This is a genomic window from Bacteroides luhongzhouii, assembly GCF_009193295.2.
In the GTDB taxonomy this organism is placed as follows: Bacteria; Bacteroidota; Bacteroidia; order Bacteroidales; family Bacteroidaceae; genus Bacteroides; species Bacteroides luhongzhouii.
On record NZ_CP059973.1, the window covers coordinates 114,006 to 128,561 of the forward strand.

Sequence of the window (14,556 nt, forward strand, 5' to 3'; positions counted from 1 at the left end):
CTAATAAATGTATTAGCTGTTTCTCCTTCATGTTTAATACTGTAAATACAAAGTTATGAATTATTCTCATTTTGTAGGTCTTGATGTAGGAAAAAAAACTTTCGATGCATCATTAATGTCTGCGGACGAAAAAGAGTTGTCTCACAAGTCTTTTGATAACACTCCAGAAGGGATCCAATCTTTATTGGATTGGATAGCTGGTTATCATCTCTCTTTATCCAAACTCTTATTCTGTGCTGAAAACATGGGAAGTTATGTCACAGAGTTATCTGTTTCCAGTGTCTCCATGGGATTTTCCCTGGCTTTGGTTTGCCCGTTGACCATCAAGAAGTCCATAGGCTTGCAACGAGGCAAAAATGACCGCATTGACGCCAAAAGAATAGCGAACTATGCGGTATTACACTATCGAAAACTGGAGTTATACAAATTGCCTGACAAAGACTTGGTGAGACTACGAGGATGGATTATTATACGTGACAATTTGGTCAAGCAAAAAGTATCAAGCATAAAGTTATTGGAAACATTCTCCCAGATGGCTAAGTTGGCTAATGCGACAGAAGCCATTTCTTTTTTGGAAGAGCAGCTCAAGTCGATAAAAGAAAAGATCCTGGAGGTGGAAGAGGATATGGAGCAACTAATAGCTGTCAGTACATCGCTTTACACAAACTACTTGCTATTAAGAAGTATAAAAGGAATAGGAATTATCAATGCTATTGTATTACTGTGTGTTACTGACAATTTTCAAAGATTTGACAACCCGAGGAAATTTGCCTGCTATTGTGGGGTTACCCCATTTGAACATACTTCAGGTATTTCCATACGGGGAAAAACGCAGACTTCTTCATTGGCTAACAAAGAAGTAAAAGTATACCTTACCCGGGCAGCTATTACTGCCATCTCTTGGGATCCGCAGATGAAAGCATATTATAAAAGGAAAATAGCGGAGGGGAAACATAAAGCATCTGTAATCAATGCTGTAAGAGCCAAAATCATAGCAAGGTCTTTTGCTGTGATACGAAGGCAGACTCCATTTGTAACATTAGCCGTATAATAAAAAGGTCCCTAACTTCGAAAACATCTTAGGTTTAGGAGTAGCTATACACTTCTGAAGAGTAGTTATGTCTATATACGAACTTACCCAAGGATACGTTAATGTTCGTAAACTTGGGTAAGATTTTATAGATATTGTTTGGAGGGGACTTAGAATTCAGCCTCTTTTTTCTAATTGTCCTGAAAAAGTTCTTCTCCTTCCACCTTTTCCAGGTATTCTCCTTATTCTTAATTTATTCTTTTACGGTACCACTTTCCAGAGCGGGTTGGTCATCTCTTTATTACTTAAATTATCATCCTTGCTTAGGTTGTCATCTACTTTTCTATGGTTAGCCGCACCACCGTCTCCTGTTGTGGCAAAACAGAACACCTGCTGCCCTGTTCTTCCCGCACCTCCTGCTGTGGTTATTTCAGCTGTATTGTTTTCGATAACTCCACCGGTTTTAATAAATGGCGTTCTTCTTATAGCCATTACACCACCTGCCACGCAATGCGTATTAAAGCAGGTTTCTAATTTATTACCAGAAATCAAGCCACCTTTCATATAGAAACTACCCCAGTTCAAGCATACAGCCACACCTATGATATTTCCACTACCTCCTACAAGTTCATTATTACAAATTTCGCCTCCATTCATAGTAAAGCTTGAAGCACCATCGGTTACATAAACAGCTGCGGCTCTACCTGTAGCACCCTTTATATCGGATATTTTAGCACCATCCTCCATCACCAAATGCCCGCCACCGAGTATATTGAAAGCGTAGTAGTTACCTATATTATCAGCAGTGACTTTAATGTTCTTATGCAATACAAAGGTACCTCCATTTATTGTGAACACGTTGCCATTTATAGTGCGCTTGATAACACGTTCCGTGCCTTTTCCCATGAAGTGCAGAGTAACGCTCTTGTTATTGAAAGACAATTCATTATTGGAAGTGATATTGTTTGCCAATAAGAGTGTATATTCGGCGGGGGTGTCTAATGAAAGGCTTTTCAAATAATTAATGGCTTTTACCATGATATTATCTCCATTTATGCTTTCCAAGTCTATAGGTTCAGGCAAATCACCCGAATTTACATCCCATTTAGCATAGAGGGTTAAATCCTCTACTACTTCAGTATCGAAATCATAAGCTATTGTCAACTGTTCATCAGTATACCAGCCACCGAAAGTATAAGTACCCATTTCGATATTTACTTTTCCTGGATACAATCCTTCGTCCAGCCCACCTTCTTTTGTCGGATCGGTTGGCTTATTAAGTTTATTGCCTTTCTCTATCACAGCATTTTCAATGGATGTACCACCGTTAGTGTTGAAAGTAACAGTAAATTCACTAGCATCTACGGTTACAACGCAAGTCGCTGTCTTTTCACCATCAAGTGTGGTCGCAGTAATAGTAGCCGATCCTATGGCTCTGGCTTCAACTTCACCCGTTTGACTCACACTGGCTACTGCCGCATCGCTTGTGGTCCATGCAACGGTTTTAACGGTAGCATTGTCCGGAACGATAGTAGCGATAAGGGTTTCCTTTCCACCAATCAACAAAGGAAGCTCGGTTTTATTGAGACTGACGCTAGTAACAGATACCAAAGATTTCATTACTTTAACCTCGCAGACAGCAACCTTACTACCGTCTACAGTGGTCGCAGTAATGGTAGTTGTTCCTACAGTTTTAGCTTCTACCTCACCCACACTACTCACAGTGGCCACGCCGGTGGAACTGCTGCTCCAAGTAACGCTTTTATTGGTCGCATTCTCGGGAGCAATGATTGCTTTGAGAATTTGTTTTTGTCCTTCAATCAATAACAGAGTCGGATTATCGAACGATACATCGGTTACCGGAACTGTTTCTTCATTGTCCCCACAAGATGTAATAAGAACTGTGGCACAACAAAAGAAGATGACCATGATATATATATTTAAAAAAAACGACTTTATCATAATTCTTTTATTTATAAAAATTATACTTTCTAATTCATTCGTAGGCTCCACGATTCTTTCCATTAGAGGCTGATCCGAGAGCTACGCTACCCGGTTTGAGATGAAAATCGGCAGCCTCACGATCCAGACTGAGGTTGACAAACATAGGGTCGCCTACAATATCGTTTGGCCCTTTATGTGCCACAGTTCCTCCAAAATAGACATTATAGTCATAAACTTCGGTATCATTACCGGGCTTCTCATTACACTTGTTACCTTCACGAGCGTACATAATGTTGTTTTTAATATTCACGTCTGTACACTGGTTAGAGTGGATATCGGCATACCCCACTACCATACCGTTGTGGTAGGCAGTGTTATTGAAAATGTCCACATGATTAGCCTTAAAAGAGTGAATGCCCGACCCACCGTTATTCACACTTATGTTATTCTGCACCAGCGTACGCCCCATATAAGGCCTTGGGTCAGTATCTTTTATCATGTCGCTAGCACGATTGTTAATATCAATAATAATACCATTTCCATCAGAAAGATTTTTGGTACTATTCCAAGGTATCATCGTTTTGTTGGAGTGACAGTAATTACCGATTATTTTAATTTTGTAATCAGTCTTATTATCGCTGTTATAGGGAACAATCACACTGATTCCACTACAGGCATACATCGTATACCAAGCATTGTTATAGACTACATTGTTTTCAAAGGTTATATAATCGGACTGCCCCGCACCTAATCCGCCACCTGGAAAATCGTGTACGATACAGTTGCGTATAATCACATGGTGACACAGTTCTCCGCTACCTATGGAAATGGCGTTTGTATTGTAAACGGCCGCCTGATCATATTTTATAGTTCCATCTAACCAAGTTTGGTACATATTATACGCATCGTCATAATTGAGACGCTGATTATAACCTTCGAATTCGATACCATCGAAAATAATGTAAGAAGCATCAATTACTACCGCATTCCACACACCTACACCACCCGCTAAGATTTTAGGTTTATGACCTTCCATCGCTTTGAAAGTAATATACTTTTCTTCAGTACCGGAGTGTTCACGCTTTAAAGCGATCACTGGTTTAGCAACAGACTCATACGTTCCGTTCATTAAGTTCACCACATCTCCCGGTCTTATAACCGACAAAACCTTATCGAAACTTTTAAAAGGAAAAGCCGCAGCTTTGCCATTATTGCTATCTGAACCTTCTGGAGACACATAGTAAACGCTCTCCGTAGGTTTTGAGTTTGTATTCGATCCCGATCCGGCATCTAATATCGGGTCATCGCCACCGCAACCTGCTACTAACAAAGAGCAACATAATATAACACTGTAATATATTTGTTTCATATTATTTGATTATACCCTGAATAAAATTTGTATCAATACATATCACTGCTGTGTCTAAATCATCATTAGTCGCAACAGACGAACTCGATATTTTTACAGCAACTGCAAACTTTTTCCCGGCATTAACACCCGTCAGTACATTTAAATCAATAACCATCTGAAAAGGAGTAGATGCAGCATTTGAAACCATATTAACTGATGAAGGAATTGAATATGCCGACGCTGGCAAAGGTAAAGTTCCAATCGGCAAACGCCCGTCCATTATCATGGTATTGACAATGGAATGATCTATTGATATATCCACTGTGGATGCTTTGAATTCAATCCCCGACTGAACCACACCCAACAATACAATAAACTTATTATTGGCTTTATCGATCTCATATCTTTTTGTCCCGCCGGGGGTTACAAGAGAAGGATTCTCCGGATTCGGAGCGTCAATATTCCAAACAGGTTCCAATGCCATTGGTTGATATATCGTCGTTTCCGGATAATCGGCATCGGCATATTCATCATAGCCGCATGAAGCAAAAGTCGTCGCTAACACCCAGCCGCATATTAGCATAAAAAGTATATTCTTTTTCATATTCGTCACACTTTATAAAATACATTTCATTACCATAACGGATTTTGTTCCCAATCAGGCAACTTGTTTAGTTCACTCTGCGGAATCGGGTAGAAATACATCTTCTTCTCAAAGGACCTGTCTTCCAACTTTCCAGCAACATACGTAAAGCCACCGTTAGGTTGCTTAGTGATATCAACTTTGCGTAATGGTTGCTTCAATGTTTCCTCGTCCATCCAGCGACGAAGATCAAACCAACGTTTACCCTCAAAACAAAGTTCAACAAAGCGCTCTTGCCTGATCAGTTTCCGAACCTCATCCTGCGACAAACCAGCGGGCAGTCCCGGCATATCCGCACGGCTACGAATCAAATCATAATACTTTTTAATATCACTGTCGCCCGGCTTATATTCATTCAATGCCTCTATATAATTTAGATAAATTTCGGCAAGACGAGTATAGATCCACGTATGAACAGACGTTTCATTTTTAGTCAAATTGGACCATTGATATACGAACTTTTTAATATAATATCCGGTAGGAGTCGCATTACGTACTCCTGCTCCATCTCGTCCGCCTGCCCATATCTCCACATTGCGCTCCTTAAACCACTCATTATTTACCAATATGAATGCCTTCAGACGTGAATCTCTGTTTTCATAAGGATTCGCCTTGTGTGTGGGATTCGACCAGTCAAAATTTTCCGATGCCGACGCATTTACTTTTACCTGAAAAGCATCCACCAGATTTTGGGAAGGGCAATTTCCTCCCGTTACTAAATCATAGCTGATCGGCAAATTCACCTTTTCAAAAGAATTGCTTGCCGCATCCCGACGACAGAAAATGATTTCCTTACTTCTGAAGGCGGTTGTTCCAAATAAGTTGGCATAGGTATCTAGTGCGTAACCGGCTTCACCTGACATATCAATGACCGCCTTTGCCGCATCCGCCGCAGCTTTCCAACGAGCATTCCGATCTCCTGCCGGTAACGAAATCAATTCAGGATGCGCATAGCCACTTGCCCAAGACGGATTATTCCACAATTCACTTGCCGCAAAAAGTAATACTTGGCTTTTCAGCGCTTTTGCAGCCCCTGCCGTTAGGCGTCCGAGTTCAGCATCCGGTTGCTTAACCGGCAATGCACCTTCTTTAGACACCTCATCACACCAATAAATAATCTCATTTACACATTCTTCCAAGGTGTTACGTTTCAAGGTAGAATAATCGGTATCCAATTTTAGCTTTTCTTTTACAATTGGCACACCACCATAGCGTTTTATCAATTCGAACATATAGAATGCGCGCAACAACAACACTTCATATTTCAGTTGTTGGACATCTTTCAACCGAGCCTCATAAGTACCCGGTTGTGAAGGATTATCACGTACGTCATCATAGTTAATATTATCCGCATTCTCCAAAAAATTATATACCTTACGAATGGATGCATAGTATCTGTTCAGCGGATTATCCGGCATATCAGTAGGAAGCCAGCTCCCCGTATTGAATTTCTGCACGGCATGCGTTTGAATCGTAAATTCAGCCTCATCCGTTGCAGCAGCCATCATAGCCGATGATGCGGATCCCCAAATTTCCGACAATCCCTGAGGAAGATCACCATATACAGAATAGGCTACATTCATCGCGTTTTCATACGATGAAAACGCGATAGTCTCATTCAAAGCTGTTTCAACATCCCTGTCCAAATAGTCCTCACACGAAGTCAGCACAGTCAGACAAGGCAGCATAAATAGTAATATTTTCTTTTTCATTTCTTTCACTTTTTAGAAATTAAACACATCAGAACTGCAGTTTCACACCGGCACTTACTGTTCGCATGGCAGGAACTCCCGAAAGACCTTCCGGATCCGCATTGCTCATATCATGCAAATGATGCAGGCTGAATAAATTAGTACCATTCAAGAAGAAACGAATTTTATCTGCATAAACAGCTTTGCTCCACTTCTCCGGCAAAGTGTATCCGACTTCTACATATCTTAGCTTCAAGAAAGAACCATTTTCCTGCCAGAATGAAGAATATTTCGTATTATTCGGATTCGCTTGCGTAGACAGTCTCGGATAAATAGCAGTCTCCTTGGTTGCTTCCGTCCAACGGTTTAAAGCAGACTCGGGAGCCGCATACTGGTTTTGGAAAGCCCAATAAGTACTTCCGGACAAATACACCGTCCGGTTACCTACCCCATAGAACATGGTTTCAAAATCAAAGCCCTTATATTTCAATCCTAAAGTCAAACTGGCGGAATATTGCGGTGTACCTGTATACCCAATAGGACAAGCATCCTGATCGTCAATTTGTTTATCACCGTTCATATCCTTGTATTTAATATCACCGGGACGCACATCACCAAAAGTCTGCGTTGGTGAGTTTTTAATATCATCCTCATCCCTAAACAGTCCCAAAGCTACCAGACCAAATCCCTGATCCAACGCCTGTCCGGTTCTCAATTGATACGGATAGATACGGTATTCCTCTGCCATATAGTCTATCTTGTTCTTGGCATACCAGAAATTACCTTGCGCATAATACTCCAGTCCGTTATTTAAAGCACCACTGTATCTCAATGAAGCCTCAAAACCTTTGTTCGTTGTCTTTCCCATATTGAGTGTAGAGAATGTCATACCCAAGAGACCCGGAATTGCTCCTGTAGGAGATACCAATATATCGGAACGCTTATGGCAAAAATAATCCAAACTTACATCCAATTTATTCCAAAGTGTAGCGTCAACGCCTATATTCAATCTCTTCTCACTCTCCCAAGTTCTGTCAGGATCGGCTGCAACGTCTTCCATAAGACCTGATACCGATGTTTGTGTAAAACCTTTATAGTAACCGGCACTATATTTATAATCCTGTGTATCAGCATACCTTTTACTACCAACAATGGCAGCGTTTCCTACTGTTCCGTAAGAGCCTCTCACTTTCAAGAAAGTCAGAAGGTCGTTTCCTTTCAGAAAATCTTCATTAGAAACAATCCAACCCAATGATACGGCAGGAAAAAGTCCGAATCGATTGCCACGCGCATAAAGATCGGAACCTTCGTACGCGAAAGCGACTTCCCCGACATACCGCTGATCATAACCATACGAAACACGACCACGTATTCCTACATTCTTATAGGGGAATTGGTTATCTCTAAGACCACTGTCTGTAAGTTTATACATTTCCTGCGTGAAGAATGCCACATTAGCATCCACACTATGGCAATTCCTAAAGATGCGGCTATAGTCAATCGTAGCCTCATAAGTTGTATTGCGCCATTGGTCAGATTGTGAGTCATCTATCGACATAGGCGTTTTCTCACTATACCCGTTGTAGACGTATTCATCTCCGGACATAGCCAAAGCATAATAAGGATACTTCTTACTCTTATTGTAATGACCTATAAAGTAGTTGTTGAACGAGAAAGCAGCCGAGATGCTTAATCCCTTCGTCAATGCGTCCAAATCGTAGCGTATACGCAAGTTGGACTGAATATTACGTGCATTGTAAGAATTGTAACCCGTTTCAGTCAAATCACCCACCGGATTGCTGAATGTCTCGTTTCCACCAAACGACCCATTCGGATTGCGCACAGGAAAAGCGTTCGGGGGCAACAATGACAGTTTGTTATATACGTTCCACGCACCACCGGCAGGTCCCGACTGATCCTGAATATTAGCAGCCAGTCTCATCTCGGCTGATAGATTTTCCGTGATATTCACATCTACATTCGCCCGAATGTTATAGCAAGTGTACTTACTGTTGGAACTTGTTTCACGCTTACGGTCTGTTCCCTTAAAGAAACCGCTGTTATCCGAGACATTCAATAACGCAAAATATCGGATGATTTCATTTCCACCACTGAAATTCAGATTATAGTTCTGTAATATCGAGCTTTTCTTCAGTACCTCATCATACCAATCGACATTGGGATACAAATAACGGTTACTCCCTGTTTTATATGCATCCATCGCATCAGTTCCTGTATAAACGGGATCCAATCCGTCATTGGCACGAGCTTCATCATAAAGTTTCGCATAATTATACGAATCCAAATATTTGGGTGTATGGAAAGGTGTGTTAAAGCCCAACTGTGCGCTAAAGTTCACTTCCAAAGGTTTTACCGATCCTTTTTTAGTAGTCACTAACAATACCCCATTTGCACCACGCATACCATAGACAACAGCTGCCGCCGCATCTTTCAATAAGGTAATGGATTCTATCTCCTGCACAGCCAACTGATCGAATGTAGACTCGAAACCATCTACAATTACTAGAACCGAACGGTCTGTTGTACTGAATGTATTAAATCCGCGGGCATTCATAGTGGGCGAGTCACTACCCGGCTCACCGCTTCCTTGCATCACAGTCAGTCCGGGAATTTCCCCATACAATGTATTCATCACATTTTGCGTAAATGACTTTTCCAGTTTAGAACCTTTTACCGTTGACATGGCACCGGTTACTTTCCAAGGAGAGATTTCACCCAATTGGGTTACAACAATTGAATCTTTCTTCATCCAATCCGCAGCAACACGCTCCTGTTGTGCCTGTACCGTTGAAGGAATCAACAGACAAACGGGGAGAAGCCGCATTATAAAATTTCTATATTTCATTGTCATACTTCTATACGATATTTAACCTACTAATTACCAACCGGGATTCTGTATCATGTATCCCTTATTTACCTCACTTTCAAAAATTGGATGCAGATACATATTGCGATTGAATACACGTTTCTCATATTCGGATATTACATAATCACATTTTTGAGACAGTCCTGTTCCACTCTTACGCGTTATGATAACTTTATAGAATGCCCCTTGCATAACCCCTTCCTTCTCAGCATCCATCCAACGGCGGATATCCCATAAACGGTGATCTTCATAAGCCAACTCGACAGCACGCTCATTCTTTATACGATCACGCATCTGCTTTTGTGACAAACCAGTCGGCAGATCAGGCATACCTGCACGGTCGCGAATCGTATTGACAGCATCATACACTTCTTGAGATGGCGACGAAAGATATTCATTCAACGCTTCCGCATAATCCAGATAAAGCTCACCAACACGGAATAAGATAGCATTTGCCTCCATCTGATAATTAGTAGAGTTACTCATAGCATAAGGTATGAGCTTATGCATTATCACACCCGTTGCGTTCGTACCGGGACCAGGACTTTGTCCTTTAGCTCCTTCATATAGCTGCATATCCGTATAGAGATGATTCCAACTCGATCCGTTATATGCCATCGTTTGTCTGAAACGAGGATCCAATTCAGCATATTTCTCCATCAGATCCGTACCTGGTATGCCCGGTTCATTCCATGTTTGGGGATCACCGTTCATCTTTTCATATTTGCATACAAAGTTATGCGGCACGCATACTGCATTTCCCGCCCAACCGTTCATACCTAAACCTGCGGGCAGTATCAATCCCCAAGGTGCTTGCCAGTTACCTTTTTTACCGTCAAACTTCTCTGCCAAGATAATTTCTTCATTATCATATGTATCCCATACTTTACGATAATCATTCTCCACATCATCGTTATCCAACAATTTGAAACCGGACGTTCGGGCAGCATCCAGAGCTGCCAATGCAGCATCTGCCGCTTGTTTCCAGCGTTGCGGGTCACGATTACCATAACATACCAGTTCCGGATGATCAGTCGGTAAATAAGGCTCATCCGTATTAAAGAGCGGACTTGCAGCGTACAATAGTGTCTTCGCCTTCAGCGCCAAAGCCGCGGCATCCGTAACGCGTCCACGTTGGTTGGCATTATATACAACGCCTTTCAACAGTCTGGCAGATTCATTACAATCATTCACAATATAATTCACAAAATCCGCCACTGAAGCACGTGGTTTATTCCAATCGTCAGCTTCCGTCAAACGTTTGTCCACAATAGGCATTCCACCATAACGCTTAAACATTTCAAAATTATTCAACGCACGGAGAAACAGCGTTTCGCCCAAATATTGGTCTTTTTCTCTCTGCGTAAGTGTAGTTCCCGGTAAACGTTCAATAATAATATTGCAACGACGGATGGCCGTCCAACGCAAATCAAAACGCTTATCTTCCTGATTTTTGATATTGTTAGCCAATATAGATCCTGTATTCCACTCCTGTGAGGTAAAAAAACTTTGTGCCATCTCCGCTTCATCGCACATAGGAGCCGTCATGCACATAGACGGATTCGGATTCACACTCCCATTATTCGTATTATACGGATAATAGGAATGAATGCCATACATATACGTACCGAAGACAAATGTCTCTATGTCTTTTTTGGTAGAGAAAATGGTATCTTCTGTAATATCCACCCCGGGAGGTTTGTCCAAGAACTCATCAAAGCCTTTCACACATGAACTGACAGAAGTACAAATGACTGCCAACAAAAGAAGTATCTTAATTATAAATCTATTTCTCATAGCTGAATTATTTTATGAATGAATCAGAATTTAATGTTCACTCCTATATTATATATCTTGGTGATAGGATACGGCTCATAATTCGTTGCTTGTTGAGCTGTTTCGGGGTCTACACCTTGGAACATATCCGACCATGTAATCAAGTTATTACCATTGATAAACACACGCATGGAAGACATGCGCAGTTTCTTCAACCAATCCGATTTTAAGGTATAACCTATCTCCACATTCTTCAAACGCAAATAACTTGCGTCCCGAGTCCAGAAGGTAGAATTCTGATAATTATGTTTCTGGGTAGCATTACCTTCCGATAAATGAGGGTATTTTATCGGCAACCCTTGTTCATAACGTTCCTGACTCCAGCTCTCCAATAAAGATTTGGGCGCGGAAAAGTTTTCTTGAAAACCTCGCGTATAAAGACGTGAATATTGTAATGAAACATGTCCAGCACCTTGAAATAGCACCGAGATATCAAATCCTTTCCAGTCACCTCCAAACGAAAGGCCATATATGATTTCCGGATAGTTGGAATATCCTATGGGCACTTCGTCATAACTATTGATAATGCCGTCTCCGTTCACATCCCGATATATCAAATCTCCCGGTTGAATTTTGTTGTTTTGCCAACTGGACATCGGACGATTCGGGTCATTCACTTCCTCCCAAGTATTGTATATACCGTCACAGATCAGTCCGAAATACTGTCCCAAAATCTGTCCTGTCCGTTGCTGATATTCATACGGTGTCTTCACCTCGTCCATATACTCAATTTTATTGTGCGCGTAGGTATAATTCCCACGTACCCAATAATTAAGATCTTGATACACACCTCTGTAAGTAACATCGAATTCTAATCCACCATTCTTCATTTTACCAAAATTCATGGCAGAAGGTACACCTCCAAAAAGAACGGCATAGTTTTTCCGGTTAGCTAATATATTATCACGTTTTTCAACAAAATAGTCGGCCGTTACCTTGATCTTATTATTCCAGAAGGAGGCCTCAATACCTATATTCATCTTCTTGGCACGTTCCCACGTTAAATAGGGATTACCGATTTTACCTTCTTTGGAAATATTTTGCTTCACATAAGTAGACCCCACTTCTCCAAAATAATACTGTCCTCCAGTGCCGGTGGTATAAGCAGTAGGCAAATACAAGAAACGGTCACCACCGATACGGTCATTACCCACTTCACCATAAGAAGCTCTCAACTTCAAGAACGAAATAATATCAGTTTTGGGGAAGAAAGGTTCTTCGGATGCAACCCACCCCACAGAATAGGCAGGAAAAAAGCCGAAGCGTCTGCCTTCCGCAAAGTTTTCAGTACCATTATATCCGACATTGAATTCCAACAAATAGCGGCTCTTGTAATCATAAGTCACACGACCGACAAGCCCCTGATAACTATTGGCTACTTTATATGCCAAATTAGGATCGACCCTACGGCTCTGATTATAAAGCAACAAAGCCGTTACAGCATGATCCTTTCCAAACTTATGGTTATAGTTGAATCCGGCTTCAAAATAAGTTCGTCTATTCTTTCCAAATTTTCCCGAATAAGTGAAAGGCTTGTCAGAAGTCGATGGAGTGAAATGAACCCCTCCGGACTCTGTGCGCTGAATCGTATAAGTCAGAAATGGATTTTTCACATACGTTGATTGGTGACGATAATAATTCTCATAAGAGAAAGTGGTGGTAAACTGTAAGCCGTCTACACCGGGTATCTTATATTTCAATCCGACCGAACCGTTCAAGTGATTCCGATAATCTTTTCGAGAACCATTCTCATAGAATTGTATTAAAGGATTATTGTCAGCCTTTATAATTTTCCCATCTACGGCACCCGGTGATTCAACAGGATTGGCTCGAGCTAAAGCACTCATCAATCTTCCTGTATCACCAGCATTACCGGTAATGTTTTCCATCTGCGATGCAATGTTCAGCTTTACACTCAATCGCTTACTGATCTCAAAATCCAGATTGGAGCGGAAATTAAAACGATCATAAGCCGACTGTACTTTATAGCCTTCCATCAAATTCGTACTGTTGAACAACCCCTCCTGATTATAATAACCGGCTGAAACGAAATACTTCACTTTTTCCACACCACCGGATATATTTACGTTGTGCTGTGTAGTGAAAGAATGTTTTTTCAACATCAAATCATACCAATCTACGTCCGGATAAAAAAGAGGATCTTCTCCAGAAGCATATTTAGCAAGTTCCTCCTCCGAGAATTTGGGCGTGTATCCACCCGTAATATATGAGTCATATTTACGAGCCTCATTATATGAACGGGTATATTCCTCCGCATTCATCGTTTCTCTGATATCCGTAAACTGGTTCATAGCGAAATTACCTGAATAAGAAATAACAGGTTTTCCGGTATTACCGCGCTTGGTAGTAATCAGAATCACACCGTTGGCACCTCTCACACCATATACAGCCGTAGATGAGGCATCCTTCAAAATAGATAAAGATTCTATTTCATTGGGGTCGATATTATTAAAATTAGTCGTTTCAATACCATCCACCAGCACGAGCGGTTCTTGAGAACCTTCACCATCGGCAAAGGTTGCCACACCACGGACACGTAACGTAGAATAGTCAGAGCCAGGCTCACCACTCCGCTGTACGGCCAAAAGTCCCGGCATACGTCCCGCCAGCATATTACTCACATTCGCCTGTGGAGACTGTACCAGTTCTTTCGTCTGAACCATGGAAATTGCTCCGGTCACGGTTTCTTTTTTCTGTGTACCAAAACCTACTACTACCACTTCATCCAATAATTGGGTATCTTCCACAAGCTGAACGTTATACTTATTCTTCCCAGCAACCACATTGACTACTTTCTTCTTGAAGCCGATATACGAAATTTCAAGCTGAAATGCCGCTGCAGGACCTGTAATCACAAATTGTCCTTCAAAATCGGTAATGGTACCTTGCGCAGCCCCTTCACCCAACATCTTGACTGCCGCACCGATGACAGGTTCTCCCGTAGCATCCAGCACAATTCCGGTAATCTTCCGCTGTTGCTGTTGCACAGCAGGCGTATCCTCGTATACCGGACGGGAATAAGCATTTAGTCCACCGGTAAGAAATGGAACAAGAAGCATCCAGAACAACAGTTTTCTTTTTCTAGTTGTCCCCGGATCATTATTCCTAAACGTTTGGTTATTCATACATTTTCAATCATTTAAAGTTAAAAAT

8 protein-coding genes are annotated in these 14,556 nt (G+C 41.4%); 1 reads left to right on the top strand and 7 read right to left on the bottom strand.

The window, feature by feature from the left end; genetic code table 11:
• Positions 1–55: 55 nt before the first annotated feature.
• Entirely contained in the window at positions 56–1,051 is a 996-nt protein-coding gene (locus GD631_RS00475) for an IS110 family RNA-guided transposase (RefSeq protein ID WP_143257692.1), read from the top strand.
• A 240-nt stretch (positions 1,052–1,291) separates the two neighbouring features.
• Here the strand turns inward: GD631_RS00475 and GD631_RS00480 are convergent, their stop codons facing one another.
• From GD631_RS00480 to GD631_RS00510, 7 genes are read right to left on the bottom strand one after another with little or no spacing between them, the layout of a single operon-like run.
• A complete protein-coding gene (locus tag GD631_RS00480) occupies positions 1,292–2,992 on the bottom strand; it encodes an Ig-like domain-containing protein (RefSeq protein WP_185911543.1) in 1,701 nt (566 codons plus the stop codon).
• A 34-nt stretch (positions 2,993–3,026) separates the two neighbouring features.
• Positions 3,027–4,343, bottom strand: coding sequence for a right-handed parallel beta-helix repeat-containing protein (locus GD631_RS00485; protein WP_143257690.1), 1,317 nt, complete (start codon positions 4,341–4,343; stop codon positions 3,027–3,029).
• Position 4,344: 1 nt separating this feature from the next.
• The gene (locus GD631_RS00490; protein WP_143257689.1) at positions 4,345–4,929 is read right to left on the bottom strand and encodes a DUF1735 domain-containing protein; all 585 of its coding nucleotides are present in this window, start codon (positions 4,927–4,929) and stop codon (positions 4,345–4,347) included.
• Between the two features lie 29 nt (positions 4,930–4,958).
• Complete coding sequence (locus tag GD631_RS00495; protein WP_143257688.1) at positions 4,959–6,680, bottom strand: RagB/SusD family nutrient uptake outer membrane protein; 1,722 nt, start codon at positions 6,678–6,680, stop codon at positions 4,959–4,961.
• 28 nt (positions 6,681–6,708) lie between these two features.
• The gene (locus tag GD631_RS00500) at positions 6,709–9,525 is read right to left on the bottom strand and encodes a SusC/RagA family TonB-linked outer membrane protein (protein WP_185911544.1); all 2,817 of its coding nucleotides are present in this window, start codon (positions 9,523–9,525) and stop codon (positions 6,709–6,711) included.
• A 33-nt stretch (positions 9,526–9,558) separates the two neighbouring features.
• The gene (locus tag GD631_RS00505; protein ID WP_143257686.1) at positions 9,559–11,343 is read right to left on the bottom strand and encodes a RagB/SusD family nutrient uptake outer membrane protein; all 1,785 of its coding nucleotides are present in this window, start codon (positions 11,341–11,343) and stop codon (positions 9,559–9,561) included.
• A 23-nt stretch (positions 11,344–11,366) separates the two neighbouring features.
• The gene (locus GD631_RS00510) at positions 11,367–14,528 is read right to left on the bottom strand and encodes a SusC/RagA family TonB-linked outer membrane protein (protein ID WP_143257685.1); all 3,162 of its coding nucleotides are present in this window, start codon (positions 14,526–14,528) and stop codon (positions 11,367–11,369) included.
• Between the last annotated feature and the right edge of the window lie 28 nt (positions 14,529–14,556).